The organism is Sinanaerobacter sp. ZZT-01 (assembly GCF_035621135.1).
Classification (GTDB): domain Bacteria; phylum Bacillota; class Clostridia; order Peptostreptococcales; family Anaerovoracaceae; genus IOR16.
Map to the genome: position 1 here is coordinate 718,866 of NZ_CP141728.1, position 25,171 is coordinate 744,036.

At 36.9% G+C, this 25,171-nt stretch carries 37 protein-coding genes and 1 pseudogene; 9 read left to right on the forward strand and 29 right to left on the reverse strand.

The genetic code is table 11. The annotated features are described in order from the left end of the window. Positions 1-156 precede the first annotated feature (156 nt). The 11 genes from U5921_RS03550 to U5921_RS03600 form a co-directional block, all read right to left on the reverse strand. Entirely contained in the window at positions 157-531 is a 375-nt protein-coding gene (locus U5921_RS03550; RefSeq protein WP_324825102.1) for a hypothetical protein, read from the reverse strand. A gap of 122 nt (positions 532-653) precedes the next feature. Further along, on the reverse strand, positions 654-1,016 hold the full coding sequence (locus tag U5921_RS03555; protein ID WP_324825103.1) for a hypothetical protein: 363 nt from the start codon (positions 1,014-1,016) through the stop codon (positions 654-656). Between the two features lie 147 nt (positions 1,017-1,163). Continuing rightward, positions 1,164-1,475, reverse strand: coding sequence for a hypothetical protein (locus U5921_RS03560; RefSeq protein ID WP_324825104.1), 312 nt, complete (start codon positions 1,473-1,475; stop codon positions 1,164-1,166). Positions 1,476-1,963: 488 nt separating this feature from the next. Then, entirely contained in the window at positions 1,964-3,001 is a 1,038-nt protein-coding gene (locus U5921_RS03565; RefSeq protein ID WP_324825105.1) for a ParB/RepB/Spo0J family partition protein, read from the reverse strand. Next, complete coding sequence (locus U5921_RS03570) at positions 2,994-3,779, reverse strand: ParA family protein (protein WP_324825106.1); 786 nt, start codon at positions 3,777-3,779, stop codon at positions 2,994-2,996. Before U5921_RS03570 ends, U5921_RS03565 begins: the two co-directional genes overlap by 8 nt. Positions 3,780-3,842: 63 nt before the next feature. Then, positions 3,843-4,340: a gamma-glutamylcyclotransferase family protein gene (locus U5921_RS03575; RefSeq protein ID WP_324825107.1), complete on the reverse strand. Its 498-nt coding sequence runs from the start codon at positions 4,338-4,340 to the stop codon at positions 3,843-3,845. Beyond that, positions 4,333-4,470, reverse strand: coding sequence for a hypothetical protein (locus U5921_RS03580; protein ID WP_324825108.1), 138 nt, complete (start codon positions 4,468-4,470; stop codon positions 4,333-4,335). The genes U5921_RS03575 and U5921_RS03580 overlap by 8 nt, the downstream gene beginning before the upstream one ends. A 216-nt stretch (positions 4,471-4,686) precedes the next feature. Then, the gene (locus U5921_RS03585; RefSeq protein ID WP_324825109.1) at positions 4,687-5,172 is read right to left on the reverse strand and encodes a type III toxin-antitoxin system ToxN/AbiQ family toxin; all 486 of its coding nucleotides are present in this window, start codon (positions 5,170-5,172) and stop codon (positions 4,687-4,689) included. 160 nt (positions 5,173-5,332) lie between these two features. Continuing rightward, positions 5,333-5,494: a hypothetical protein gene (locus tag U5921_RS03590; protein ID WP_324825110.1), complete on the reverse strand. Its 162-nt coding sequence runs from the start codon at positions 5,492-5,494 to the stop codon at positions 5,333-5,335. A 629-nt stretch (positions 5,495-6,123) separates the two neighbouring features. Next, the gene (locus U5921_RS03595; protein ID WP_324825111.1) at positions 6,124-6,303 is read right to left on the reverse strand and encodes a hypothetical protein; all 180 of its coding nucleotides are present in this window, start codon (positions 6,301-6,303) and stop codon (positions 6,124-6,126) included. Between the two features lie 122 nt (positions 6,304-6,425). After that, positions 6,426-6,644 carry a helix-turn-helix transcriptional regulator gene (locus U5921_RS03600; RefSeq protein WP_324825112.1) on the reverse strand — a complete coding sequence of 73 codons (219 nt, stop codon included), beginning with the start codon at positions 6,642-6,644 and terminating at the stop codon, positions 6,426-6,428. A gap of 97 nt (positions 6,645-6,741) precedes the next feature. Here U5921_RS03600 and U5921_RS03605 point away from each other — a divergent pair, with 97 nt between their 5' ends. Continuing rightward, on the forward strand, positions 6,742-6,963 hold the full coding sequence (locus U5921_RS03605; protein ID WP_324825113.1) for a helix-turn-helix transcriptional regulator: 222 nt from the start codon (positions 6,742-6,744) through the stop codon (positions 6,961-6,963). Between the two features lie 126 nt (positions 6,964-7,089). Here U5921_RS03605 and U5921_RS03610 read toward each other — a convergent pair whose 3' ends face one another. Further along, positions 7,090-7,341, reverse strand: coding sequence for a helix-turn-helix transcriptional regulator (locus U5921_RS03610; RefSeq protein WP_324825114.1), 252 nt, complete (start codon positions 7,339-7,341; stop codon positions 7,090-7,092). Positions 7,342-7,406: 65 nt separating this feature from the next. On the opposite strand from U5921_RS03610, the gene U5921_RS03615 reads away from it, so the two are divergent. Further along, positions 7,407-7,637: a helix-turn-helix transcriptional regulator gene (locus U5921_RS03615; RefSeq protein ID WP_324825115.1), complete on the forward strand. Its 231-nt coding sequence runs from the start codon at positions 7,407-7,409 to the stop codon at positions 7,635-7,637. Between the two features lie 149 nt (positions 7,638-7,786). Here the strand turns inward: U5921_RS03615 and U5921_RS03620 are convergent, their stop codons facing one another. Further along, positions 7,787-7,984 carry a helix-turn-helix transcriptional regulator gene (locus U5921_RS03620; protein WP_324825116.1) on the reverse strand — a complete coding sequence of 66 codons (198 nt, stop codon included), beginning with the start codon at positions 7,982-7,984 and terminating at the stop codon, positions 7,787-7,789. A gap of 145 nt (positions 7,985-8,129) precedes the next feature. Here U5921_RS03620 and U5921_RS03625 point away from each other — a divergent pair, with 145 nt between their 5' ends. The 5 genes and pseudogenes from U5921_RS03625 to U5921_RS03645 all read left to right on the forward strand — a co-directional run. Then, entirely contained in the window at positions 8,130-8,516 is a 387-nt protein-coding gene (locus tag U5921_RS03625; RefSeq protein ID WP_324825117.1) for a helix-turn-helix transcriptional regulator, read from the forward strand. Between the two features lie 76 nt (positions 8,517-8,592). Further along, entirely contained in the window at positions 8,593-8,934 is a 342-nt protein-coding gene (locus tag U5921_RS03630) for a helix-turn-helix transcriptional regulator (protein ID WP_324825118.1), read from the forward strand. A gap of 59 nt (positions 8,935-8,993) precedes the next feature. Next, a complete protein-coding gene (locus U5921_RS03635; RefSeq protein WP_324825119.1) occupies positions 8,994-9,353 on the forward strand; it encodes a helix-turn-helix transcriptional regulator in 360 nt (119 codons plus the stop codon). Between the two features lie 127 nt (positions 9,354-9,480). Next, on the forward strand, positions 9,481-11,019 hold the full coding sequence (locus U5921_RS03640; RefSeq protein ID WP_324825949.1) for a recombinase family protein: 1,539 nt from the start codon (positions 9,481-9,483) through the stop codon (positions 11,017-11,019). Next, positions 11,019-11,252: pseudogene (locus U5921_RS03645) on the forward strand (manganese catalase family protein); the annotation flags it as partial. The gene U5921_RS03640 and the pseudogene U5921_RS03645, both read left to right, overlap by 1 nt. A gap of 79 nt (positions 11,253-11,331) precedes the next feature. Here the strand turns inward: U5921_RS03645 and U5921_RS03650 are convergent. From U5921_RS03650 to U5921_RS03670, 5 genes are all read right to left on the reverse strand, one after another. Next, entirely contained in the window at positions 11,332-12,885 is a 1,554-nt protein-coding gene (locus tag U5921_RS03650) for a recombinase family protein (RefSeq protein ID WP_324825120.1), read from the reverse strand. Positions 12,886-12,967: 82 nt separating this feature from the next. Beyond that, positions 12,968-13,111: a hypothetical protein gene (locus U5921_RS03655; protein ID WP_324825121.1), complete on the reverse strand. Its 144-nt coding sequence runs from the start codon at positions 13,109-13,111 to the stop codon at positions 12,968-12,970. A gap of 93 nt (positions 13,112-13,204) precedes the next feature. Next, positions 13,205-13,804, reverse strand: coding sequence for a type III toxin-antitoxin system CptIN family toxin (gene cptIN / locus U5921_RS03660; RefSeq protein WP_324825122.1), 600 nt, complete (start codon positions 13,802-13,804; stop codon positions 13,205-13,207). Positions 13,805-14,083: 279 nt separating this feature from the next. Continuing rightward, complete coding sequence (locus U5921_RS03665; protein WP_324825123.1) at positions 14,084-14,488, reverse strand: hypothetical protein; 405 nt, start codon at positions 14,486-14,488, stop codon at positions 14,084-14,086. A 358-nt stretch (positions 14,489-14,846) separates the two neighbouring features. Next, entirely contained in the window at positions 14,847-15,074 is a 228-nt protein-coding gene (locus tag U5921_RS03670) for a helix-turn-helix transcriptional regulator (protein ID WP_324825124.1), read from the reverse strand. Positions 15,075-15,168: 94 nt separating this feature from the next. On the opposite strand from U5921_RS03670, the gene U5921_RS03675 reads away from it, so the two are divergent. Next, on the forward strand, positions 15,169-15,396 hold the full coding sequence (locus tag U5921_RS03675) for a helix-turn-helix transcriptional regulator (protein ID WP_324825125.1): 228 nt from the start codon (positions 15,169-15,171) through the stop codon (positions 15,394-15,396). 9 nt (positions 15,397-15,405) lie between these two features. Here U5921_RS03675 and U5921_RS03680 read toward each other — a convergent pair whose 3' ends face one another. Beyond that, positions 15,406-15,645, reverse strand: coding sequence for a helix-turn-helix transcriptional regulator (locus tag U5921_RS03680; protein ID WP_324825126.1), 240 nt, complete (start codon positions 15,643-15,645; stop codon positions 15,406-15,408). Positions 15,646-15,822: 177 nt separating this feature from the next. On the opposite strand from U5921_RS03680, the gene U5921_RS03685 reads away from it, so the two are divergent. Continuing rightward, positions 15,823-16,158, forward strand: a complete 336-nt coding sequence (locus U5921_RS03685) for a helix-turn-helix transcriptional regulator (protein ID WP_324825127.1) — start codon at positions 15,823-15,825, stop codon at positions 16,156-16,158. A 237-nt stretch (positions 16,159-16,395) separates the two neighbouring features. Here the strand turns inward: U5921_RS03685 and U5921_RS03690 are convergent, their stop codons facing one another. From U5921_RS03690 to U5921_RS03735, 10 genes are all read right to left on the reverse strand, one after another. After that, positions 16,396-16,944 (reverse strand): hypothetical protein, encoded by a 549-nt coding sequence (locus U5921_RS03690; RefSeq protein ID WP_324825128.1) that lies wholly within the window; start codon positions 16,942-16,944, stop codon positions 16,396-16,398. Between the two features lie 323 nt (positions 16,945-17,267). Next, positions 17,268-18,041, reverse strand: a complete 774-nt coding sequence (locus U5921_RS03695) for a helix-turn-helix domain-containing protein (RefSeq protein WP_324825129.1) — start codon at positions 18,039-18,041, stop codon at positions 17,268-17,270. A gap of 248 nt (positions 18,042-18,289) precedes the next feature. Then, a complete protein-coding gene (locus U5921_RS03700; RefSeq protein ID WP_324825130.1) occupies positions 18,290-18,646 on the reverse strand; it encodes a single-stranded DNA-binding protein in 357 nt (118 codons plus the stop codon). A gap of 3 nt (positions 18,647-18,649) precedes the next feature. Further along, a complete protein-coding gene (locus U5921_RS03705) occupies positions 18,650-18,889 on the reverse strand; it encodes a hypothetical protein (RefSeq protein WP_324825131.1) in 240 nt (79 codons plus the stop codon). Beyond that, complete coding sequence (locus U5921_RS03710) at positions 18,879-19,391, reverse strand: hypothetical protein (protein WP_324825132.1); 513 nt, start codon at positions 19,389-19,391, stop codon at positions 18,879-18,881. Before U5921_RS03710 ends, U5921_RS03705 begins: the two co-directional genes overlap by 11 nt. Position 19,392: 1 nt before the next feature. Then, positions 19,393-21,264, reverse strand: a complete 1,872-nt coding sequence (locus tag U5921_RS03715; protein ID WP_324825133.1) for a C40 family peptidase — start codon at positions 21,262-21,264, stop codon at positions 19,393-19,395. 3 nt (positions 21,265-21,267) lie between these two features. Then, a complete protein-coding gene (locus tag U5921_RS03720; RefSeq protein ID WP_324825134.1) occupies positions 21,268-23,658 on the reverse strand; it encodes a VirB4-like conjugal transfer ATPase, CD1110 family in 2,391 nt (796 codons plus the stop codon). Beyond that, positions 23,636-23,992 (reverse strand): PrgI family protein, encoded by a 357-nt coding sequence (locus tag U5921_RS03725; protein ID WP_324825135.1) that lies wholly within the window; start codon positions 23,990-23,992, stop codon positions 23,636-23,638. Before U5921_RS03725 ends, U5921_RS03720 begins: the two co-directional genes overlap by 23 nt. A 10-nt stretch (positions 23,993-24,002) precedes the next feature. Further along, positions 24,003-24,815 carry a hypothetical protein gene (locus tag U5921_RS03730; RefSeq protein WP_324825136.1) on the reverse strand — a complete coding sequence of 271 codons (813 nt, stop codon included), beginning with the start codon at positions 24,813-24,815 and terminating at the stop codon, positions 24,003-24,005. Between the two features lie 14 nt (positions 24,816-24,829). Beyond that, a complete protein-coding gene (locus U5921_RS03735; RefSeq protein WP_324825137.1) occupies positions 24,830-25,153 on the reverse strand; it encodes a hypothetical protein in 324 nt (107 codons plus the stop codon). Positions 25,154-25,171: the final 18 nt, after the last annotated feature.

Consider the following 25,171-nt stretch of genomic DNA (forward strand, 5'->3'; position numbering starts at 1 on the left):
ATTATCCATTTTCCCTTCACTCCATATTGTTTAACTTCGTGCCAACTTGGCATGAAGTTAAATCTCTATAACAATTTTATAACGTGATGTGCTTATAATTATCAGAATCCAAATTTCTTCATACTTTACACCAAGGGGTGCAAAGTTAATCTTTGGTTATTTCTTCTTCTCCATTTTCTTTAATAACTTATACTTGTCACAATCCACTGTAATTACTCTGACTGATTTGCCATCAATAAACTGCACATTAGTAAATCGACCAGACTTGCATACAATCCATTCTAATGTACGAAATGTAGACATGTATTTCGGAAGTTGACTTGATTCAATTAGCATTAAAAGTACCTTTTTAAAATCATTGGAACGAAAATTCATAAAACGTCCATTATTTGTAACAACACAGAGCTTTTTTCCAGTATCAAGTTCAATAGCTCTAGATGGAGAATCTTTCACTATACTTAGTTTATCTATAAGCTCAATATAAACCTGCGCAAGACGTTCAAGACTCACGTCGTCGTGTCTATTATCCAATAGGCTCTCCTCCTTACGCAATTAAAGGACACGGAGTGCGTACCCGCCCTCCTACGACGGATTTCCGTCGTGTCCTCTAATTGCTTACCTTTTCGATAAATTCTATTTACCAGTCAGATACACTATCTTTTAGTTTTCTGACACTTAGTACATATTCCATCTTGTAAATCTTGTGGATAAAACTCTTTATTACAAACTTTGCATTTATCCTTGCAGAAGTATAATTCTTCCCCATTTTTGTATTTAAGCAAAGGGTTAGCTCTTAAAGCAACCGCAATATTTTCTTCATTTTCACCCATCCTGCATAATATCTCAGCATATGTGCCTGCATATTTGTCTTGCGTAAAAGTTGGTAGGTCTGATGGTTTAAATTCTCTTAACTCTTGAAAGTTAATTTTTGGAATAATATGTTCTATGCTCTGACTAATATTTGTATATCGTTGTAATAGTGACACATTGTCTAACTCGCTTGCTATTTTTCTCAATATAAATTTTCCTCCTACTTTCTTCAAACTACATTCCCAAACTTCATATATGCCTTTTCTGCACTACTTTTATTTACTTTTTGTCCTGGATGCAAGCTGTAGTTCCGGCTGATCCATGTAAACTTTTATTAAAAAGGCGAACATTCTTTAATCTCCTCTCACAATAAATATTTGTCCTATATTATCATTTATAGAATTAATGTCCTGAATAGATAACGATTCTGATTCAGTAATAACTTTTTCTTTTAGTTTCATCAGATCTGCTGTCCATTCATACATAAATTGTCGCCTTGCGATTTCCTCTCCTAGGGCTAATTGCTGAATAATATATTTTTTCTGTTCATCACTTTTTATTTTATCTACTATAGGTAAGTATTTATTTCTGTTCTTTTTTTCTTTGATACGCAAAGCTAAATATATTACTATTAAAGGGAGTATAATTATAAATATATATTTCATATTCTTTTCCTTATCAAATAATCTTTAGTTTGGCTTATTTAACGGACACCATTTGGGAGTTGTTTTTCTAGTAAACTCAGTGCCGTGTCTTTCAGTCTTACAAATTAGTTTGAACGGTGTACACTCTGTTCTAGCAGCATTACAATAATATCTATTTGGATTTCCATTATGATTCTCAAAACTCATGTGCTCACATTTTTTGCATTTTAATTCAGCCATTAAACTCATTTCTCCCGTTCATGCAATTAGAGGACACGGAGTGCGTACCCACCCTCCTACGACGGATTCCCGTCGTGTCCTCTAATTGCTTACCTTTAATTTATGCATTACTCCGAGGAAATATATTCGCTTGCCCGTTACCGGTCATACTCACATATTTCCTCTTATAGACTCTTACTGGTAATATATATATTACTTTTACTATTGTAACAAGAAAAGAATAACAATATCTTTACACTTACAAGGCGGTAATATTAAACTTATGACATTTAAAACTCATTACCGGTATTTTCAGCTTCTTTTCCTGCCTTTTTCTGCACAACGTAAGCCTTAATTGCGGTCATAATTACTTGTTCCAGTTCATTCGTATCCACAGAACAATCTTGCAGAATCTTTTCCTTTTTGATTGCTTTGTTCACACTGGCAGTCGCTTTTTTAAAAAGCTTTATTGGATCAAAAGCTGGTGTCTCCGTTTTTTCTTCCTTTAATAATGTCTCAAAAGGTGTTTGCTCTGTTAACTCACTATTTTCAGACAGCTTTCGTAATATCTCAGCCATTTCTATAGACACCTTCTTAATTCGTGCATTACAAATACCATCTAATACAATACCTTGTTCTTCTTGATTTAAAAAAGAAAGTTCATAGGCAGCACCAAATGAAATATCTTCCTCATCAACCATTTCCAACAAATCAGGAATCAATTGATTTAAGCGAATATATCGATACACATTTCGCTTCTTATCTCCATTATTATCTGCAACAATTTTCCCAGCATCTAACTTAGTGCCAACTTGGCACGAAGTTAGATCTGTCCTCTTTCCCTGTCTTTTATAGATTTCTATCTGCATCGCATAAGCCTTCGCCTTTTCACTAGGTAATATTTTTTCTCTCTGCTTTAAATTAGTATCCGTCATAATAATGGTTGCAGTATCATCATCCACATTCATGATTTTTGCTGGTATATCTGTTAGCCCTGCCATCTTTCCGGCAGCCGTTCTTCGATGCCCAGCTAATATTTCGTAATTTTCTTCGCTAGTACATCGAACAAGGATTGGTTCTACTACCCCAACCTGCTTAATGGATTCTACCAATTCTATCATCTCATCATCTTGTCTTACCTGAAAAGGATGATTCTTAAATTCTTGCAATTGGGAAATAGGCAGCATAGTATAATTGTCTGTATTTGCCGTCTGTGCACCAGGGCTCATAATCCCTCTTAAGGCCTGTACTCTTTTTTTTGAATTTTCCTCAAAGCTTTGTTTTGTATCACCAAGGCATTTAGGCCGAATGCTGTTACTGTTATTCATCAGCCAATACCTCCCTTACAAATTCTTTATAACTCAATGATATTTTAGAATTTATATCAAATTCCGCAATGGTCTTTCTCTGACGAAACGCTCTTGCTGCTTTGGTACTTGTTCCTATTTTCGCTCTATAAATCGGAATACTGAAATATTCACAGCTTCCCTCTAATGTTTTAAGTACATCTCTTGCTTCCAGCAACCGTTCATCAAACATGGTAAGCAAAACACCCTCAATCTTTAAACTCGGATTAGTTTCGATTTTAATCATTTCAACAGTGTCAATTAAAGAGTCAAAACCTTTGGTGTCCATATCATTTGCTTTAATTGGAACGATTAAGGCATCACTTGCTGTCAGTGCATTGACCACCAAAGATCCAAGAGTAGGTGGACAATCAATGATAATGTAATCGTACAGTGATCGAAGCGGAGCAATGATTTTCTTAAGTAGATATTCTCTTGCTACAATAACTCTCTGGATAGAGGCATCTGCAACCGAAAGTGCTAGATTTGCTGGAATATATTCCACCTTTCCCCGGCTTAATATATAGTCCTTAATATCCGGTAACGGTTTCCGATCAATCAGTTCCATAAACAAATCACCAATAGTATATTCCAGCTCTGACGGTACTTGTCCCATAGAAGTCGTCAATGATCCTTGCGGGTCCATATCGATGGTTAGAACCTTTTTCCCTTGCTCTGCCATTTCTGCTGCCATATTAAATACCGTCGTCGTCTTTCCTACGCCACCCTTTTGATTAATAATCGCATATACTTTTCCCATTTTCCTTTCCTCCCCACTTTGCGCCCAATGAGCGCAAAGTTCTTTATATTACATTTTTTTCAATTAAAATAATATATTTCCTTTTTTGTTACTAAGTTTTAAAGCCACCTGCGAAACACGATATAAGCTCGTAATAAGTGGCACAATGTCTAATTCATGATCCTCATAACCCTTTTGTATAACTCCATAATACCGACCTCCTGGTGTCGCCGGCTTGTTTGCGTAATCTTTGCTCATTACATATATCATTGCTTTAACAGTTCCATATTCCGTCTCAATATCTATTATCTCTTTTTTATATATTCTTGGATAACATTCATAAATGTCCAAGACTTTTTCACAAGACGGCGTAATTATCCATAAAACAATTGGCACTGAGCTGTGCTCATCCAATTCAATATTTGCGACACCTGATCCGTGCTTATTCCCACAAAAAGTTAAGCGATAACCTTTTAATGTACCTATGCAAAGAACTTCAGCGTTCGGGCATCGCATCGCCATTTGTTCTAAATTTGTATTGCTGCCATATGCAGCATACAATCTTGTGTTTCTATTAATCATTTCCAATCACAGCTCCTTCCTTTGAAGCCTTGCTTACAGAAAACTCCGTATCTAACGTATCCAGTAAGCAGGTAAGCCCAAATAAAAGTGGGCAAAAGATAAATGTAAAAAAAATCCCCCATAAATTCATTAGCAAATCCTCCTTTTAATTATTTTTTACTTGTAATTAAAAAACAGCTTTGCTATAATGAACGAAAGCTGCTCTTTAAATTTAATTTATTGAGTGGAGATTGTGTAAAAGGCTCACATCAACCGGCAAAAGTTATCTGTGAGTCTTTTTTAATTGTAATAAAAAAATCTTACCCTTTGGTAAGATTGATTTTATATAAATATTTAGAAGAAATGGTTAGAACTTACTTCTACAATACTCTATATATTTTTCTTCAAGTAATTTAAAATTACAGCAACGACCATCAAGAAAATTCGTGTCTCTTACAACGTTATCATGTAACTTTGTAGCTTTATTTAATATTGTATTAATCATTTTATTTATACTAAAAACTTGTTTAATAAGTAGATTTTGATATCTTGTATCTTCTTCATCCATGATATTGTACAGTATTATTTCTTCTTTTGGAACTGGAATCATGTTATTAAGATTAATAATTCCAAGTTCCCCACTCTTAATTTTAATAAAATCGGCTTTATTTTTCATTATTAAATGTTTTGGCTTTGGTGAAGATAATGGTGCAAAATAATTAAATTCTTTTATTTGAAGTACCACTCCTATATATGGTCTTCTGCCCTTTTTATTATAAGGAATTCTAATGTCATATTGTCGAAGAAAGTCTATGTACTTATCCGTTACATTATATATTTTTAACTTATTCACTTTTCTACCTCTATGGAAAAAGGAAGGGAATCTACCCTTCCTAACCTTTTTCGTCCCTCATTATCTGGTAGAGGATCACCGCTTTTTTCGTCCCTCATTATCTGGTAGAGGATCACCGCTTTTTTCGTCCCTCATTATCTGGTAGAGGATCACCGCTTTTCTATATTATATACAAAATAAGAACATTTGCAAACCTATTTTCTAAAAATATTAAATTATTTCGGATATTATTTATTCGAAACAAAGGTGATGCATTTTCCCATTGGTTATCGCCTTCTGATTTTATATCTTTAAGATTGTATGTTACTTCATAATTCTTCATGCGGCACCTCTCTTTCCAATAATAACATTTATTTGGAAAAATAGAAATAATATTGCGTGGAAGACATAACAATATGCCTCCCACGTTATTTCCTATAAAATTGTTGTATTTGTACACACCCACACCCCCAACATGGGAACATCTCAAACATTCACACTACATACATAGCCTCGGTCGTTTCCACAATTCTTTTACCGGCTCATATCATCGCACAATAGTCCCTCAAGAACTATGGTGTAAACTATTGTACACAGCTGTTTTACGGACCCGATTTATATGTAACCCATCACCCTCCCGGGGTGGACTTCTGTGTATCTCCATGTCTAAGACAATACAAACGCTACCGCCGCTCCTTAGCTTCATCACAACCTTAAAAATCATGATGTGTTTATAGGCATAGCCTACAGCTAGATCCTCGCGGTATCTCTTAAACACTTCATTTAAGATGCTGCTTATTAAATTTTCAAGGTACAGCCTACTTGAGATGGCAAGTCCTATTTCTCAACCGTACTATGCCAGATCTGCCACTAGCCATATGTATCCCTACATATATCTTCAATCACAGAGCTGCTCTCACAGCTCTATGGTTCAGGATATATAAAAGGAGAAAACTTAAATATGAACCATAATTATCCCCGTACGTTGCCTTCTCTTTCACTGCACATGGAATCGTAAAACAATCGACTGGCAACCCTATGTATGTTTTCTCGTACCCGCTGCAATTCTTCTTCCGTTTTATCCCTATATGCCTCATCGTTAATTTTGATTGTCGTGCCATCACTTGTTGTATATTCCATCACTACTGCCATTGTCTCACCTCCCTGCAACACAGTACGCTCTCATGGCTTGCCATTATTCGTCATTTATATATAAATAAGTTATTTGTCGTTATTTTTTTATGGAAATTCCTTCATACTATGTTAAAATTAAATTAATTGGTCGAGGAGAAAGGATCATCATTGGAAGCTGCTGCGAACAGCTCACGATAATTTAAACCAAATAGATTTTCAAGACGGTCAAGAGCAGGTCTGCGAGGAAATTTTCTTCCCTTTTCCCATTCGCATATCGCCTGTGGCGACACACCGATTTTTTTAGCTAAATCGTTTTGTGTTAATCCCAGCCTTTTCCGTTCTTGTTTTAGCCTATTCATATTTACTCCTTTCTCCTTATTCAAAACTACACTATAAGTGTATTTTCATTTTTATACTACTACACAATTAGTGTAGTAGTCAAGAGGTTTTTTTATTATGATTTCAAGTTTAGCGACTCGCTTAAAAGAATTACGTTTATTACATAATTTAAGTCAGAAAGCTTTAGGTGATAAAGTCGGCTTATCTATGCAAGCAATAAACAATATTGAACGTGAATATCGTTCCACTACTGCGGAAAAATTAATAAAGCTTGCCGACTATTTCAACGTATCTGTTGATTACTTACTTGGCCGGACGGATGATCCAAAGCGATACTAAGCAAAACCCATATGTATTCCTACATATACCTTCAATCACGAAGCTGCAAAAGCAGCTCCACGGTTCAGGGTATATAAAGGAGAAAAAGATAGTTTTTATATTCATTGAAAATGTGGTAGAATCTAATCAATTGGTCGAGGAGAAAAAGATATCATCAGCTACCGCAAATAGCTGTTTGTAACTTAGTCCAAATAAGTTTTCGAGATTATTAAGAACTTGTCTACGTGGAAAGCTTCTATTTTTTTCCCAATTGCAGACAGCTTGTTTTGTTGTACCTACCATTTCTGCAACTTCTTGCTGTGTCCAGTTTCTTTTTAATCTCTCTTGTGTTAATCTCAAAGTCACGTTGGTATCTCCCTTCTCCTCTTTTCGGTACATTCTAATTGTACCTTGTTTTATAGTTTAGTACATTCTAATTGTACTGTCAAGAGGTATTTCTAACTATGTTTAATCAAAACTTATTTATACAAAGATTAATTTTTCTTCGTAAAGAACATAATCTTAGTCAAGCGCAATTGGGTGAAATTATAAATTTATCAAAACAAGGAGTTAATGAAATTGAAAAAGGTCGAACTACTACTCGAATTGATAAATTAGCAATTATAGCTGATTATTTTAATGTGTCTACTGATTATTTACTCGGCCGGACGGATAATCCGGAAGTGAATAAATAGCTACCTATTCTTAAAAAATATATCCTCAATATTCATATTAAAATAAAGAGCAATGCTTCTCGCTTCCTGTAAGGAAAATGGAATGGTCCCTTGCTCCTTTTTGAAATATGCTGAAGCAGTTTCCTGTCATTCCAATGCTACTATCGCCATTATTTATTATCTTTAAGAATTTTAATAATATCATCACATGTGACATCATATGTTTCTGACATTTTCAAAATAATATTTAGAGATGGATTTCTTTTTCCATTTTCTATTGCCCCTAACATTTGAGGAGATATCCCAAGTCTTTTAGATATTAAATTCCGGGAATTCTTACCTCGTAACTGAATCAACTTAGTCCTCATTTCCTCCTCCAATTGAAACATTTCGTTTCATAAGTATTAATATATAGAAACGTTTTGTTTCTGTCAATAGCAAAAAGAAACTTTTCGTTTCATTTATCGAAATATTGTAGGGAATCTTTTATAATGTTCACTATGGGGTGATAATATGGAGAAAAACCGTGGGGTTTTTGCTGAACGATTAATAGCACTTAGAAAAGAAAAGGGATTTGAATCACAACAAAAATTCGCAGAGAAACTTGGTGTATCTAGAGGTTTAATAGGCAATTATGAACAAGGTACTAGAAAACCTGATCATGAGATGCTTTGCCTTATTGCCAATTTTTTTAATGTTTCTGTTGATTATCTTCTAGGCCAAACAAATATAAAAAAAAATCTATCGGTAACAAAAAACGAATTATCTCCCGAGATACATGAACTTATAAAGATATATAATGGATTATCAATGCAAAATAGAATTGCATGGTTAGAACGCGGCCGGACACTTTTAGATATTGAAAAAGAATCCGGTATATATAAAAAGCAAGAGGTTTAGTAGAAAAATGTGGAAATTTGTTATATGTTAGCTTTTAATAGAAACCCAATATGTCATTATAATTGGAGGTGATCCATTGAATCGCATAAAAAGACTTCGCGAAGAAAAAGGATTAACGCAGTCAGAGCTTGGAGAAATACTGCATGTTAAAGATTCAGCAATATCAAAATATGAAAGTGAAAAAATACCTTTAACGGCAGAAACGCTGCGCACACTTTCTAAAATCTTTGATGTCTCAATTGACTATATATTGGGAATGGAAACAGAAAGGCATCCACAAGTTACGGAATTAAAATCCGCTTTGGATGAATTATCTCCGGAGGCGAAAAAAAAAGCGAATGAGTATATTGAAATGCTTAAGAAGTTAGATGAAGTAGGTGCTCATGATGACGTAATTGATTTCAAAAGGAACTTTTAAAAAAAAGTTTTATTTTATAATAAATTTTATAATTAAACTTAATAATCTGGAGAAATTATATGGAAAAAAATCGCAGTGTTTTTGCTGAACGTTTGATTGCACTTAGGAAGGAAAAAAGATTAACTCAACAAGAACTTGGAAACCTTTTAAAGGTTACTCGTTCTACTATAGCAGGTTACGAAAAAGAAGGCCGAGAACCCGAATATATGATATTGATCGCTATCTCTAAGTTTTTCCATGTATCCACTGATTATCTTCTTGGCTGTAGCAATAATCGTAATTCTAATACAAGAACAATTTCTTTATCAAAGCAACAATATTATTTGCTTCGCTTATTTAATTTTCTGAATAATTTTAATCGAGGGGTTCTTTTAGAAAGAGCAACTTATCTTTTAGAGAAACAGCAGAAAATTAACTAAAAATCATATTTCAGTAGAGATAATTAATTAAAAAAGTTGTAGTTGCATTACAACTTTTTTCTAGTTTATATTACATAAAGAAACTATATCAATTGTCAAACACAGGAGAACTTAAATGGATTATTGTATGTATCTCAGAAAATCAAGAGCGGACGCAGAAGCGGAGGCGCATGGGGAAGGGGAAACATTAGCAAGGCATCAAAAAATATTATTGAGCCTTTCTAAACGCTTGAATATAACTATAACGAAAATTTATTCCGAGATAGTCTCTGGGGAAACAATTGCAAGCCGACCTGTAATGCAGCATCTCTTAGGCGAAGTAGAACAAGGCCTTTGGGCTGGTGTGCTCGTAATGGAAATAGAACGTCTTGCCAGAGGCAACACCCTAGATCAAGGATTCGTTGCCCAAGCCTTTAAATATTCGGGAACAAAAATTTATACTCCAATGAAAACATATGATCCAAACAATGAATTTGACGAAGAATACTTTGAATTTGGATTATTTATGAGTCGGCGGGAGTATAAAACAATTAATCGCCGGTTGCAATCTGGCCGAGTTGCCTCCATTAAAGAAGGCAAATATGTAGGAAATATTCCTCCTTATGGATATGAAAGAAAAAAATTAGAACATGACAAAGGGTTCACTTTAGAAGCAGTTGAGGATCAAAGTGCAGCTGTACGACTTATGTATGATCTTTATGTAAATAACAGTATGGGTCCCGACTTAATCGCAAAAAGATTAGATCACCTGGGATACAAGCCACTCACTACAGAATACTGGTCTCCTGCAACCATTCGCGGTATATTGGAAAACCCTGTATACATAGGCCTTGTACGCTGGAATGGTCGAATGCAGGTTAAAAATGTTATTGCTGGAAAGATTGTAAAAAGTCGCCCCCGCAACAAAGAGGCGATACTCATAAAAGGCCTGCATAAACCGATTATCAATGAAGAAGTATGGGAAGCAGCCCAAAGAATTAGAGAAAATCATATCCGTCCCCGATTAAATTCAAATAATGCTATTATTAAAAATCCATTGGCAGGTCTAATCGAATGCGGTGTCTGCGGCAAAAAAATGGTACGCAGACCATATTTGAATGGTCAAGCAGATACCCTTATTTGCAGAGATTCAAATTGTAATAATGTAAGCAGCTACTTATACATTGTTGAAGAAAAGCTTCTTGACTCCCTTAGCAGCTGGTTAGAGGAATTAAAAATCAACTTTGATAGTAACAGTCCTAATGCATCAAATCCCGATTCTAATGAGGTGATTTACAGAGCGATAAAAAAAGCAGAGTCAGAAAAAGTCATAATAAATAAGCAAATAGAAAATTTACATGACCTGCTTGAACAAGAAATTTACACAATAGATATATTTTTAGAACGTTCCAAGAAATTAGCAGAGAAGCAGCAAAAGATTATACAAACTATAGCTGCATTAAACTCAGAATTAAAACAGAAAGATAAGAAAATAGATTATAAAGATATGATTGTTAAGATTGAAAATATCTTACAACTATATAATGCGCTACCCAGTGCTCATGAAAAAAATCAATTATTAAAAAGTGTATTAAAAAAAGTTATTTATATAAAAAATGAAGGCGGTCGATATTCTGGCAAAGAACGTGCCTTCTCCCTTGAATTATACCCATTACTGCCAAAATAATAGTTCACGTACACCATCGATGCACCGAAGAATTAGCTCACTTAGAAATGGTCAGCACAATTGTACATCAGCTGACGCGCGATTTAACGATTGAAGAAATTAAAGAGCAAGGTTTTGAACCTTATTTCGTAGATCATACAGTTGGAATTTATCCGCAATCCGCTGCTGGCACACCATTTAGTGCCTGCGCTTTTGCTTCCAAGGGAGATGCAATTACTGATTTAGTAGAGGATATGGCAGCAGATGGTGCAATCTTACAAGAACAACCACAGCTTCAAAAAGAAAGCTCTTTGCGCCGTATGCAAGGAGCTTTTAAAAATTCCAATGTATTTCTATCGGTACTTGCTTTGTTTTTGGATCTCGCTTGCCGACTAAAATATAGTCAATCAATTTCTCAACGGTTTCCCGATCCAGCTTTTCAAGATTGGTGTATCTTTCGATAAGCTGCCGGCGGTTGTCACCGACTTTTAATTTGCTTTCAATGACAGCTATTTTATATTCCGAATCTGCAATCAGCTTTTCAAGTCGCTCCTTATCATTTGAAAATTCCTTTGAAAACTCTATGTAATCCGACTCGGAAATAACACCCTTTACCTTATCCAAATAAAGCTCTTTTGTACCTTTTATATACTCTGCTATTTTTTTCTTATAGTTCTCACTCTCTTTTTCTAACTTGGCTTTCTTTTCATTGAGATTATGATTAAATTCTACCTTACGTTCCAGTTCATCTTTATCCAAGTATTCCTTTGATAACTGATTCAGCTCTGCAATCACAGCCTTTTCCAATCGATCAACCGAAATAAAGGAACCAATACAAGCATCTTTTGCCACATGCCGGCTGCTGCATTTCAAATAATGTCTGTCATGATTCTTCGTAGAACGCATGGTGTATCCGCAATACATGCAGCGTGCTTTACGAGCAAACAAGCCAATTTTTCCGATAAGAAACGGTTTGGCTTTCTGTTTTAATAGAGCCTGCACTCGATCCCATAATGCACGTTCAATAATTGCTTCATGTGTTCCCTCAACCCGATACCACTGCTCTTTCGGCCGAGGTTTGTTCCGCTTGGTCTTATATGATACACTTCCATATTTGCCTTGTACCATATTGCCAATATAAATTTCATTTTCCAGCATATCCGCAATCGCGAAGTATTTCCATAAGGTACTGTTTTGATTCTTCGGCTGCTGATAACGCAAACCGTGCAGGCGTTTGTATTCTGTCGGATTAGGAATGCCTCTATCATTTAGAAGCCGTGCAATCGCAGTTTTCCCATACCCTTGCGAAAACAGAGTGAAGACTTCCCGAACAACCTCGGCAGCTTCTTCATCAATCATCAGATGCCCCTTTTGATCAGGATCCTTTTTATACCCATATAAAGCAAATGATCCAATGTGGTATCCCTTTTTCCGTTTTACTGTGAAAACACTCCTAATATTCTCGGACATGTCTTCTAGGTACCATTCATTTACAAGTCCATTGATCTGCCTGGACTTTTTATTTCCCTTATTCGCCGTGTCCGCATTATCAACAATGCTCACGAAGCGAATTCCCCAGAGCGGAAAAAGCCCATGTATGTATTTTTCCACCAATTCCAGTTCTCTTGTAAATCTTGATTGTGTCTTGCAAAGCACAATATCAAACTTATGTTTTTTAGCGTCATCCAAAAGTCGATTGAACTCCGGACGATTGCGATCGGAGCCGGCATAATCATCGTCACTGTAAATATTATAAATTTCCCAGCCCTGTTCCATGGCATACTGAATCAACATGGATTTTTGGTTTTGAATGCTTTCGCTGTCATCGGTCTCCAATTGCTTGTTTCTGTCTTCCTCCGACAACCGGCAATATATCGCAACTTTCATTGTTTTATCTCCCTATTACTAGGCGATAAAAAACAAACCATTTTTACATCATGATTATACACGATTCAAAATGGTTTGCAAATCACCTTGTCCCTGCGGCGCTGGCCTTATTCTTTTCCATCTGATTGATCAGTTCAATCCATTTTCCGGTAAATTCCGTTTTCAAAGTTTTGTTGCTGCCGCTTTTGAAAATGCTTTTACAAATGATTGTTGTATCCTTTGCCATCCTTAACACCCCCTACAAATACTGTTTATTTAGTAACTTATGCTGCATATCTACTTTTTCTGCTTGACCACAATAAAAAAAGAGCATTTCTGCTCACCTTTGCCTCGTTGTTTCTTTCTCTTGCTTGTATTTCTTTTCCGTTTTCCGATTTTCCCTAAAGGCTCTTTCTATTTGTTGATCCAGAGAAGGACGTTTTTGTCCTTCTTCTTTCTCCCTTTGTATTTCTAATAATAAGTGTTTCTCAATTTTAATTACGTCCGGTTGTGTTGGGGTAAAATGTATACCGGATCGTAACATCGATATTACTTTTTCTGCATTTCTATGTAACTTCTCTACTAGCTTCCTGTTCGTCAGTTCCATCGGGCCTCTGTCCTTACGATGATAGTAGTCCTTGATTTCTTCCGGACGTACGGGAAACATATCCTGAAACAACAAAACTGTTGATATACCTTTAATCTTTACAATTTGTATACCTAATGGCTCTTTGTGTTGTTCTTCTTTCTTATGTATAATGGCTTTATACTTATCTATTTGACTACTACAAGGTACCATCCAACACAATCCATTCTGATCTAAAAGTGCAAGATAGTGAGGCCTTGCTCCACTTATCTTATTATGCTTTAAATAAGGATCTTTAGCTTCATTGAAAAAAGAATCTGGTAAAAAGTATAATCGTCCCAAAACTAATTCCAATGTACCACCTCCTATCAGAACAAAAAAAGAAAATCCCCTAAATTAGAGGATTTCTAAAAAACTTATAAGTCCGCCACTCTTATATCCCGCTAAACGGCGCGCGGCTGCACTACATTGTCCGCCACTCTTGTATCCCGCTAAACGGCGCGCGGTGGAACTTATAAAAGTAGAATTATTCACGGTGTATTTATTCTCCTCGCCGGTAGCGAGCTACTTATCGGTGGTCACCCACCTAATACTATTATTATATGTAAAACTAAAAAATATGTCAAGAACAATTCAATTCAATTTTTCCACATAAAAATCAATACTCTCACGTTTCAGGTAAAGGTTCTCGCTACTTTTTGAAATATCAGAAAGCACAATTCCATTCAGTTTTTCATCATCATATTGAAACATTTTTTCAACAGGAATAATCTTTATAACGTATGATTGCAGCGGATTTTGAATAATCGGTTTTCCAAAAATACCACTTTCAGAATGAAAGCAACGAGATCCACACACCCATAGTAATTTCGTTCCCTCTAGCATGCCCATCAGTGGTCGTCTTAAAGTAATTACAGATTTGGGCTCTGCCTTAAAAATATCATAATATTTTTTCCCACGTGCTTCTTTATATGCTTTAATCATTAAATCAAAATATTCTTGTGGTTCAATAAATAACAAGCTTTCTTGGTATCCCATACTACCCCTCCCTTTTATTACTAACAGCACATTGGTACGGCGAAATCTCTTTCGCCGCAAATTATCTACTGTTAATTAAAACATTTTCTTATTTATATCAATGCTCCGCATCTATGTACTCTGTTGTCCAGGTCAACTTGGCTACGCTCCCTCTCGGTCATCGCATTGCCGGTACGGTCTGCATTCTCTTTATTCAGTTTCCAAGGTTCAGCCTACCTGAGCATGCCATATGTATCCCTACATATACCTTCAATCGGGGAGCTGCAAGAGAGCTCCACGGTTCAGGGTATATATTACTCAAAGGGGACTTTGTCGTTATTTTTTTATGACATTTTTTTAATGCTGTGTTAAAATCTAATTAATTGGTCGAGGAGCAAGGATCTTCATCGGAAACTGGTGCAAACAGTTCCCGATAATTTAAACCGAATAATTTTTCAAGATTATCAAGAACGGGTCTGCGTGGGAATCGTCTTCCCTTTTCCCAATTGCAGACAGTCTGTTTTGATATACCAAGCTTTCTAGCAATGTCTTCTTGGGTCCATCTGCGATTCAAGCGTTCTTGTTTTAATCTTGTTTCCGTATTCATGATTTCTCCTTTCTCCTCTTTTAGTATCCTAAAAGAATACTTTTTCATTTTTATTATAGTATCCTTTTAGAATACAGTCAAGAGGATTTATTTTATGTCAGATAATAATTTGTCTCAAAGATTAAAAATGCTTCGCAGCTCACACAACCTTACACAAGTGCAGCTAGGAGAGCTAGTCGGATTAAGCAAACAAGCCATTAACGGTATAGAGCATGGTCGCCGTAATACAACTTCGGATAAATTGATTCTTTTTGCCGATTACTTCGATGTATCCGTTGACTACTTGCTCGGCCGGACGGATAATCCGGAAGTGAATAAGTAATCTGTTTCATCACTTAGATGAGCAATCCAAAGATGAATAAGTCTTAGATATGCCGTTTATTTTATTAAAAAAAGTATCCTCAATACTTTTTTTATAAAAATCGGCAATTAGTTTTGCTTCCTTTAAAGAAAAAGGAATGGAGCCTTGCTCTTTTTTGTAATATGCCGAGGCAGTTTTTCCTATCACTTGTCCCATTTCTTTATGTGACAAATGGCTATTCAGCCTCAATTCCTTCAGAACTGTATTCAATGATATACTCACTCCTTTTATTTTTTACTTTCCTGCCAGGAAAGCTGTTAGTTTTATTATAGTTTCCTGTCGAGAAAGTGTCAAGTGATTTTTATGTATATTCTTCCATATAGGAAAATCTATATATTTCCCATATGGAAATTGTTATAATTTATAATCATAATTGGAGGTGATCCATTGAACCGAATAAAAATGCTGCGAGAAAAAAAAGGGTTAACGCAATCTGAGCTCGGAAAAATATTACACGTTAAAGATTCCGCAATATCAAAATATGAGAGTGAAAAAATCCCTTTAACTGCAGAGACACTTCGTGTATTATCTAAAATCTTTAACGTATCAATTGACTATATACTAGGTATGGATTCTGAGAGGCACCCGCAACCCGAAAAATCCACATTTGATGAATTGTCTCCAGAAGCAAAAAAGAAAGCAACCGAATACATTGAAATGCTAAAGAGACTAGATCAAGTGGATGCACATGATGATATACTTGATTTCAAAAGGAACGCTTAAGAAAGAAACTAAAATGCCATTTTATTTTTTACAAATCTTTATGATCAAATTTAAAGAAAGAAATGGAAAGTTGATTTTACTAGGGTGGATGAAGCAATGGAGCTAAGAACGAGTTGATCCGAAATTCTCTCCATCACGCTTTTCTTTTTAACAACAAAAAAAAGACAGCGCTTTCAACGTTGTCTTTCAATTTACTACTCAGCTATGTAGGAAAATATCTTCAGGCCTGCTACACAGCTACATTTCAAACTCTTCCATTAACCTCTCATATTCGTTATTTAAAAATTTAGCTGCTTCTTCATCCCCCATTTCCAAATCTGGATGAAAGCTTTTTATTAATTGTTTATATCTAATTTTTAGTTCCTCTTTTGTCGTGCATCCTGCAAACGGATTAAATTGACTCTTGGATTGGCTGTTTGAAGTTGATTGGTAATCGGAAGTATCACTCTTTTCATTAGAATTTTCCGTTCTATAAGAATTACCCGTATAATAATTTCCTACAGTCTCCTTATATGATGATTGGTTTTTATACGCATACTTTGCTGTGTTATCTTCATGGTCATCTCCGATCATCTCTGTGTGAGAAACAAAATGCAAAAGAATTCCTATAAGACAAAACAAAATTATAAAAAATGTGTTCCATACTTTGTCTGTCTTGCTCCATTCAATAAAACTATCGGCAATGCTATAAAATAAATATCCCCATCCTACTCCAAATATCACTTGTATTATCTTATTATCTTCCCTATAATACGTCTTTTCATCAAAACAATCAATATGATACAAACAATGATTCCCAGGAACAACCCTACGATAGGATGAATATTGGGGAAAACTTCTTTAAAGATTGCATAGATAACTGCCACGGTAAATAGCACGTCCCAAATTATTAAATTAAAACATCCAAGCCCCTCTCTCTCCACTAAATAATACTTCACCCTTCTGTTCTCCTTTGTCGAATATCTAAAATTATTATAAAAATTCAAATTAATTATACCCTAAATATTTCCAATATTCAACATTATTTTCTTTCTCTGTCAATAATATTTCATAGTAGAAAATTTTAATTTTCTTACCTTTATTCTTTAATACCTTCGTTCTTAGTAGACTTAATTTGGGTTAAGTTCTTTCATAGACGCATTATAGCAGCCCCCCTGCTTTATATTTTCTATGCTCCCTGCTCTAAAAAAGCTAACGTGATTTTTTAGCCAAAAATATAAGCCTTTGTTTCGTCTTTTTTCCTTTTTTGAGGATTTCTTTTGAATCTTTTTTGCAGTTTTCTTTCCTACAACATTGCACCCAGATGATACCTTCTCTACTGCCATTTTTATTAGAGTATATAAATTACTGGTTTGTCCATTGTCTTTACGAAATTGAGTTTTAACAGCAATGATTGCACAATCAATTAATTCCTTAATTGCCTTTCGAACCGTGCTGAAGCCAAGAGAGCACTTCATAGCAGTTGTTTTGTGAGCTGGAAAACAAGTTCCCTCCTTACCCGCGCAACGACAAAGATAAAAATAGATCAGCTTTGCTTTAGATGAAATCGCTTTGGTAAAAATCAGAGGACTTGCAGCAAAGTTCTTTTCTTTGCTGAGATCCATAATCATATAAAGGTTGGAGCTCTTTCCACCCTGCTCACGGTATCGAAACGATACCGTGAGTTTCTTTGCATCCTTTAGCTCCTGCAATGCAGATTTGACGGATGTAACGCTTAAGCTGCATGAATCTGCGATTGTTTTATGTGCCGGCCAGCTCTTTCCGAAACAATCAGCACATTTTACTAAATATAAATATACTAGCTTTGCATTCGCGGAAAGCTCTGTATCAAAAATTGCATTTCCAGCATAAAAACGCCCAGATTCAAAGATTGCATTTGCCATAAATAAACCATTCCTTTCATAAAACATTGACAAACCTTTCATTCGGTGTACAATGTAGGTACTTGAAGAAATAACAAATCATAAAACGGACGAAAGCAATCAGCGATTGCGCAGCCGCCCGATTTATGTCCATGCGTAAGCCATCAAATTGTCGGCATGGCTGAAACTTGAGAAAAAGAATGCCACAGCACGCCTATACTGTGGCATTTTTTCTTATTCAATGAGAGAAAAAGCGGTAAAGCCGACTTTCACTGTATTTCACCCGGTTCCTCCTTAATCTCAGATTTATTTCTTTTATTCCCGTGCGTGAACTGAATTTCATCCAGCAACAGATATACGGCTTGGATCTCCTTTTCCGTTCCTTCCGGCAGCTTAATTTTATATGCAGCATTGCGAAGCTCGCCCTCCCCGTAAAATTCATCACCCTTAGCAAGATATGCTCCGATTACTTCTGCAAGGCTTCCCCATGCAACAATGTCAATAAAGGTCGTCTTATCCTTAACCTTAATTGCCACACGGTTGTTTAAAACACTGCGGGGTTCTCCTTTCACATTTGCAGTGGTTAAAATCACATCATTCACCAAACGCATTAAATTTCCATACATTTGCTATCCCTCCTTATTGCTTCTTCGCTGCAATTCATTTAAAACATCATCTAAGTCAATACCGCTGATTTCAATGCGCTTTATCACTGCCCTTGCTTTTTCTTCCTGCTGTTCAGTAATAAGTCGTCTAATGAAATTTTCTTCTTTCTTAATTTGCCGGCTTATTTGTTCCTTTTTCAAAAATAGTTTATCCAATCGGTTTTTTGCATCTGCAACTTGCTGCTCTCTTGATTTAACCGCCATATTCTTTCTTCTCCTTCCCATATTTAATCAAACCTAATAGCAGTGCTGCAACGCCTATAAAAATTAGACTTGGTGTACTGCCTTTTATAATTTGTTTTAAATTTTTACGTCCCTCAATCTTTTGTTCCTGATTTCCTTTTTCTGTTTTTATCTTAGCCTGAGAAATTTCCACTTTAAAATCTGTTGCTAAGCCAGATTTGACACTTATCTTTTCTTCATATTCTAATTTATACGCATCTTCCTTTATGTCATCTACCCCTACATACTCCACAATATAGCTTCCTTCAGGAAGTTCCATATCGTATTCCCAATCATTCACCGGTTCAGCAACCATCAAATAATTATCTCCCTCTTTTCCAATCAAATTTACCATAATTGATCTATCGAATTCCGGATATGCTTCTACATTTAATATGACGGTTCCCATACTATCCGCAAAACTTAGACAGAAAAAGGATAAAGATAGAAGTAATACCAAAATACTAATTCTTATAAATTTCAATTTACAACCCCTTTCCTTTTGGCTCATCAAATTTTACATAGGGCCTCCTGAAATATTTAAACCCCTTGTAGCTGTCTACCGTCACGCCCTGAGTCCAGGCACAGTGACAATAGAATTTTTTTCCACTTTCATTCTTTCCCACGTAGATTCCTACATGATTTTTGCCTGTTCCAGGCGGCTGTTTAAATACTAAATCACCTACCTGTAAATCTTTCTCAGATATTGGATAACTGACATTCCATTGATGAGCAGAACCTCCGGAAAGTAAATTACCAACTCCTGCAGTCTTATACACCCAATCCGTAAATCCAGAACAATCCAAACCATATGGCTGATACGTCCCTGTCGTTGAATCTCCTGGTGACGTTACCTTGACACTTTTACCCCAGCTTTTATTCCATCCGGCCGCAGACTTACCACCCCAAAAATACTTGACGCGCCCTACTAAACTTAATGCGGTCTGTCGAATTTCCTCTCTTGTAACACAACTGCTAGGTGCATTGGCAATTAAGTCTGCCAAAATCTCTGGTGGTATGGTCTCATTGGGTGGGCAAATAGCAGGAAACAGATCCGATAAATCAGAAGTGGCAAGGTTTCTCGCCCATTCCATTTCATCCTCGTCTAGATTCAGCGGTATCTCATCCATACCGTATGCATATACCTCTACGATGAGTCGCACATGATTCCCATGACAATGCAATGCAGATTGTCCACATGTACAGCAGCCAGAACAAAAAAAATGCTCTGTTCTGGTTTTTATCACATTCATCATATTAAACAGCTCGCTCATGCGCCGCTGCTCCTCCGGTAAGAAAGATAAATCCTGCTCAAATTCCACTGCCATAATAGCTAACAGTTCTGCCCAGTTTGGTTTCAATTCTCCTGATTCACACATATAATCAATGCGAACATCATCATATCCTGGTTTCTTTTGATAGTCATTAATTTTTTTCTGAAATGAATCCTCTAATTTCTGCATTTCTACTTGATATTTTGCTGCTGTTTTTTCATCCATTAGGATGAAATTCATGGTCGCCATACTAAAGGTAGACGAAGCCATCACGGATATTAATAAGCTAAATAAAATTCCCCCTGTCAAAATTGCTGCAATTACCACTGGTTGCCGCATAAGGACATTTTTAACCGCATCTCCGGCCACTTTCCACAGCTTTCTTTTTGTCCCTTGCTGAAGCTTTGAGGCAGCCACTTTTGCAGCCTTTTTCTTAGCCTTGGATTTTTGGTGAAATTCTCGAATGCGCTTTGCTGTTTTATATACCTTTTTTCCTGTGCGTATGGTATCAACTGTGACTTCCGTGGCTCTCACAGTCATATGGATACTCCCTGCGCCTGTATTGGTAGTCCCAGAAGAATCCAAAGATGCAACAATGGCTTCCTTAGTGTTTTTGCCAAATTCTTTTGTAAGACCGATGCCTCCTTTCACCAGTTGTTTCTTTTGATCCTTTCCCAATACCTTAAGCTGTCTTTTTCGAAAATTCACTTGCAACAACTTCTCTTTGGGATGCAACATCTTATAATGCTTGACCTGTTTTGTTATATCTCTCACACGCTTTGCTGTCCGAATGACACCACGGCCACCCACAAAGGTTTCCCTAACTGCTGCTGTTCCTTGTAATACTGCCCCCATAGAAGTGTTTGTGGTGCCACTGTCGGTATTCAATGCACGCCGTAATTCAGACCTTATGGCATGTCGATGCAGCGTATTGTCTTTTTTCTTTTGGTTGTTCTTTCGGTTCCAAAAGGTCGATTTGCGACTAATGGTTTTACTGGCAGTCCGAATATCTTTCCGCTTTGCCTCTCCATGACAATGAAAGGTTTGCTCTTTTCTAACTTTTCCTCCCTTAATTGCTGCCATTTGCTACACCGTCCAAACTTGCTCGGTATCTGGCTGGTTCACCTCTTCCACCTTTGTAGTCATCATGCGATATAGTTGAGTATTTTTCGGAAATTTATTGATAAACGGCACAATGCTTCCTCCTGTGTATAAAAGCCCTTCCCCTGGATCCGAATTGGTCACATAAGAGAGCTGAGAATCGGAAATCTTCAATAACTCCGATAAGGCTTCTCTATCCGAAGCAGCCTGATTCAGCATGACAATAAATTCAGAGTTCGAAATCATCGTTTGCGCGATGGTAGACTTCATCATTGGAGCTATGTTTTGCGTAATTCCTGTAGGGATTCCTCCCCATTTTCGGAAGCGTCGGTACACTTCGTCAAAGAAAATGGCTAAATACTCACTGGAAAAGAAAATATACATTTCATCCACATACAGCCAGGTTCGTTTCCCTTTTTCTCTGTTGGCTGCAACTCGGTTCCAAATGGCATCCAGAACAATCAACATGCCCATGGATTTCAACTGCTTGCCCAAATCCTTTGTATCGTAACAGACCAGCCGGTTATTCACGTTAACATTTGTTTTATGACTAAATACCTTCAAATTGCCTTGCGCATACAATTCCAGTGCAGTAGCCATATCCTGTGCTTCTTCCTCTTTTTGCTCCTTCATCTTGCAGTAGAAATCCTCTAAGGTAGGTGTATAGGCTGAGTCATAGTCATGCTGAATCATCTCCATATAGGTCAGCCGCATACAACGGTCAATGATGGATTTCTGTCCTGGAGACAGGCCATCCCTGCCGCCTACCAATACTTCACACAGGGATAACACAAAGTCTGACTTTAATAGCAATGGATCCTCATCGTCTCCATAGTTTTCATTTAGATCCATCGGGTTAATATAATTTTTAGAGGCTGCAGAAATCAGGACGACTTCGCCACCAAAGTTTTGCACCAGCTTGGTATACTCTCGCTCTGGATCAATGATGATGATGTCGTCATCGGTGTTTAACAGCACGTGAATCATTTCCAGCTTGGCCAAAAAGCTTTTTCCCGAACCTGGTGTTCCAAAGAAAAAGCCGGAAGGTGTTTTTAAGAGCTTGCGATTGCAATGAATTAAATTACCAGACACTGCATTGATTCCGTAGTGTATGCCATCCTTATGCCACAGTTCCTGACTGGAATAGGGCATAAAAACACCGGTGCTCTCTGTAGTTAAACACCGGCTAATCTCTAAGTTATTTTTGCCTACTGGCAACGCTGCTGTGAGGCCATCCTCTTGTTGATAATTCAATACCCCGATTTGACACAGATTTCTTCTAGCTGCAGCTTCGATTGCCTCACGCTGTTGTTTTAGCTGTTCCTGGGTGTCCGCAATATGCAGCATCACAATGGATACAAAAAAAAGCTTTTGGTCTTTACTGACGATGTCATCCAAAAGCTCTTGTGCTTCCTTCAATGCATTTCGCAGATGGTATGGGATAAAGGCTTCCATATAACCTGCCATTAAGCTTTTTTTCTGCTTCTGCATCTTGTTTGCCTCCATACCAACCAGTTTTTTACGTACCAGCTTCAATGCATTTTCTGGATTCATGGGTTTTATGTGCATAGACAACATCATGTTAAACCGATGATCGGTAAGATCTGCTAAGACGCGATCTGTAAGATAGGACGGAAAATCTTTTAAGAACAATACCTGTGCATATTTATCTCCCAAGAGGATATGATCTCTCTTAAATTCTATCCCATCTGGAGCAATGATGTCCTTGCTGGAAATTCCTCTGCGTTTTTGCACCACTGCAGGGTTTAGACCAAACTCGCCTTCCTTGCCATTGCGATACACATCATGTAATATCTCCAACCGCTGCTGCTCATCCAAATCCCACATTTGGCTGCCCATCTTCTTAAGGCTTCCGCTCATTTCTGCTTCTAGGCGTGTAAAGTAATCTCTGGCTTTTTCTTGCTTTTCGGCTTGGCTGCTACAGGTCATATAAATTTCCTTTCGAATGTTATTCTTCCCTGCAGTCATTTTCTTTCGTAGTACACCATTATATTCCTCCCGGTAATTTTGCAATTTATCATTACGATCTGCCAGCAAAATTTCCTGTTCTAATGTTACTTTGTTAATGGATTTATTATTGATAGTAATCTGCACATCTACTGCAGCATCAAATCCATTTAAAAAGGCACAGTGCTTCAGAAATAAGCTCTCTTGCTCTTCCTGCTGTGCCGTTTGATAATCAATATCCCTACACAAGAAAGTTTTTGAATATTGTTCTTTTCCAATTTGCAAGATACCGTCTTCAAAGGACTCCATATACGGAATACTCTTCTGTGCTGTATATATTTTCTTCTTGGTCGATTTCTTAGTTTTGTGCTGCACGGCTCTTTGCTTACTTTCTTTCCATTTCATCATCCTCATCCTCCGTTTCTTGGATCAGGTATGCAAATAAATTTTCTGTTTGGTATTTCCGCTTTTGTGGCAGGAAATTAAACCGAAACACACACCAGGCCAACTTTTCAAATTTCATACCGTTATAGGTAAAAAAGCCGATTAAGGCCAACGGCGTGGTGGTAAACATCACAATCCATCCAGCTAAGTCTCTTCCTATATAATCACTTAGCCATAGGTACAACGGTATATTCATCGCACAAGCCGCCACGGCACAGATGGTCTGCCGCAATGTCATCCCCATCCAAAATGTTTCTTTGTATTTCCGTATCTCTTTTGGTATTTTAATTTCAATCATCCAGTCCTCCTTACCTTAAACCAACAATTTCTTTCGCCCAATTTCCTGATTTGGCCAGCACAAGAAGCAATACCATAGACGCTAACAAATAGCCGCCAAACCCTCCCATCATTGATGCATTCTGCGTAGGATCCTTAAACTCTATGGCAAGTCCCGTGTAGATAATACAGCAGAGCAGCATAATAAAGCCCTGGATACATACACCAATGTACGACTGGAAAAAGGACTTGGCAATGCTGCGATGGTCTTCCGATACCGCCGTACTAAGGGGCAATGGAGCCAGTGCCATATACACATACAATTCAATTAACCTGCCGTATGCAAATACGTTAACCGTAGTATTGATGAGGCTCACAATGGCCGTTGTCGGTAAACTCTGTGTCCAGAAGATAAAACGGTCTAATCTATTCATCTGGCTCATATGTGCTTCCAGCTCATTCATATCCACTAAATTTTCCATAGGTGTAATCTTACCCGCCTGCAGCATCAAATTGGCAGTTTCACTATATAGCCATCCCATCAAATCAAAGCTGTTTTCCAAAATGACCTTTCCAATGGTAAATACTAAAAAGAGCTTTACAATTCGCTCATAGTTATTTAGCTTAAAAAGCATCGCTTGGTTCACAAAGGTCATCAAAATAAAAATAGTTGCTACTGAGTATCCCACCGGTAGCAACACATTAAATACATTCTCAATACTAGCCCAAACCGCGTGATTGGACTCTGGGGACATGGTCAGAATGTCAATGATATTTTGCACGATGTCATTGAGATTTCCATATGTCCTTTTGAAACTTTCCATTGGATCGTCAAGACCAAACATAGCATCACTCCTCCTTATCCAAACAGGCTGGTACCACCCTGTCCAATGGCTGCCACCATAAATCCAGCGGCTAAAGTCTGCAGCCCTCTTACCTTAGCATCTGGATCTTCTTGTTTAAATCCGATGGCCATTTGAATGCCTCCAATCATCGCAATTACCACACCAATCTTTACCAACCACTCACAAATGAAACTAATAAAGTTATCAAAGCCTGAAGTGTTCGCAGCTGCAAAAACTACAGTTGGGTTGCTGCATACGCTGACAATTCCACATCCTGCTAACAGAAAAAAACTGATTACTTCATTCTTCCACTTCTTTTTTACTTGTCCCTTATTCATGTTCTTCCTCCATATATG

Coding starts and splice junctions, on each gene's coding strand:
- U5921_RS03560 (WP_324825104.1), bottom strand. CDS start 1,475: ATGAAATATATATTTATAATTATACTCCCTTTAATAGTAATATATTTA.
- U5921_RS03565 (WP_324825105.1), bottom strand. CDS start 3,001: ATGAATAACAGTAACAGCATTCGGCCTAAATGCCTTGGTGATACAAAA.
- U5921_RS03570 (WP_324825106.1), bottom strand. CDS start 3,779: ATGGGAAAAGTATATGCGATTATTAATCAAAAGGGTGGCGTAGGAAAG.
- U5921_RS03575 (WP_324825107.1), bottom strand. CDS start 4,340: ATGATTAATAGAAACACAAGATTGTATGCTGCATATGGCAGCAATACA.
- U5921_RS03580 (WP_324825108.1), bottom strand. CDS start 4,470: ATGAATTTATGGGGGATTTTTTTTACATTTATCTTTTGCCCACTTTTA.
- U5921_RS03590 (WP_324825110.1), bottom strand. CDS start 5,494: ATGAAGAATTATGAAGTAACATACAATCTTAAAGATATAAAATCAGAA.
- U5921_RS03595 (WP_324825111.1), bottom strand. CDS start 6,303: ATGGCAGTAGTGATGGAATATACAACAAGTGATGGCACGACAATCAAA.
- U5921_RS03600 (WP_324825112.1), bottom strand. CDS start 6,644: ATGAATAGGCTAAAACAAGAACGGAAAAGGCTGGGATTAACACAAAAC.
- U5921_RS03605 (WP_324825113.1), top strand. CDS start 6,742: ATGATTTCAAGTTTAGCGACTCGCTTAAAAGAATTACGTTTATTACAT.
- U5921_RS03610 (WP_324825114.1), bottom strand. CDS start 7,341: ATGTACCGAAAAGAGGAGAAGGGAGATACCAACGTGACTTTGAGATTA.
- U5921_RS03615 (WP_324825115.1), top strand. CDS start 7,407: ATGTTTAATCAAAACTTATTTATACAAAGATTAATTTTTCTTCGTAAA.
- U5921_RS03620 (WP_324825116.1), bottom strand. CDS start 7,984: ATGAGGACTAAGTTGATTCAGTTACGAGGTAAGAATTCCCGGAATTTA.
- U5921_RS03625 (WP_324825117.1), top strand. CDS start 8,130: ATGGAGAAAAACCGTGGGGTTTTTGCTGAACGATTAATAGCACTTAGA.
- U5921_RS03635 (WP_324825119.1), top strand. CDS start 8,994: ATGGAAAAAAATCGCAGTGTTTTTGCTGAACGTTTGATTGCACTTAGG.
- U5921_RS03640 (WP_324825949.1), top strand. CDS start 9,481: ATGTATCTCAGAAAATCAAGAGCGGACGCAGAAGCGGAGGCGCATGGG.
- U5921_RS03650 (WP_324825120.1), bottom strand. CDS start 12,885: ATGAAAGTTGCGATATATTGCCGGTTGTCGGAGGAAGACAGAAACAAG.
- U5921_RS03655 (WP_324825121.1), bottom strand. CDS start 13,111: ATGGCAAAGGATACAACAATCATTTGTAAAAGCATTTTCAAAAGCGGC.
- U5921_RS03665 (WP_324825123.1), bottom strand. CDS start 14,488: ATGGGATACCAAGAAAGCTTGTTATTTATTGAACCACAAGAATATTTT.
- U5921_RS03670 (WP_324825124.1), bottom strand. CDS start 15,074: ATGAATACGGAAACAAGATTAAAACAAGAACGCTTGAATCGCAGATGG.
- U5921_RS03675 (WP_324825125.1), top strand. CDS start 15,169: ATGTCAGATAATAATTTGTCTCAAAGATTAAAAATGCTTCGCAGCTCA.
- U5921_RS03695 (WP_324825129.1), bottom strand. CDS start 18,041: ATGGCAAATGCAATCTTTGAATCTGGGCGTTTTTATGCTGGAAATGCA.
- U5921_RS03700 (WP_324825130.1), bottom strand. CDS start 18,646: ATGTATGGAAATTTAATGCGTTTGGTGAATGATGTGATTTTAACCACT.
- U5921_RS03705 (WP_324825131.1), bottom strand. CDS start 18,889: ATGGCGGTTAAATCAAGAGAGCAGCAAGTTGCAGATGCAAAAAACCGA.
- U5921_RS03715 (WP_324825133.1), bottom strand. CDS start 21,264: ATGGCAGCAATTAAGGGAGGAAAAGTTAGAAAAGAGCAAACCTTTCAT.
- U5921_RS03720 (WP_324825134.1), bottom strand. CDS start 23,658: ATGATGAAATGGAAAGAAAGTAAGCAAAGAGCCGTGCAGCACAAAACT.
- U5921_RS03725 (WP_324825135.1), bottom strand. CDS start 23,992: ATGATTGAAATTAAAATACCAAAAGAGATACGGAAATACAAAGAAACA.
- U5921_RS03730 (WP_324825136.1), bottom strand. CDS start 24,815: ATGTTTGGTCTTGACGATCCAATGGAAAGTTTCAAAAGGACATATGGA.
- U5921_RS03735 (WP_324825137.1), bottom strand. CDS start 25,153: ATGAATAAGGGACAAGTAAAAAAGAAGTGGAAGAATGAAGTAATCAGT.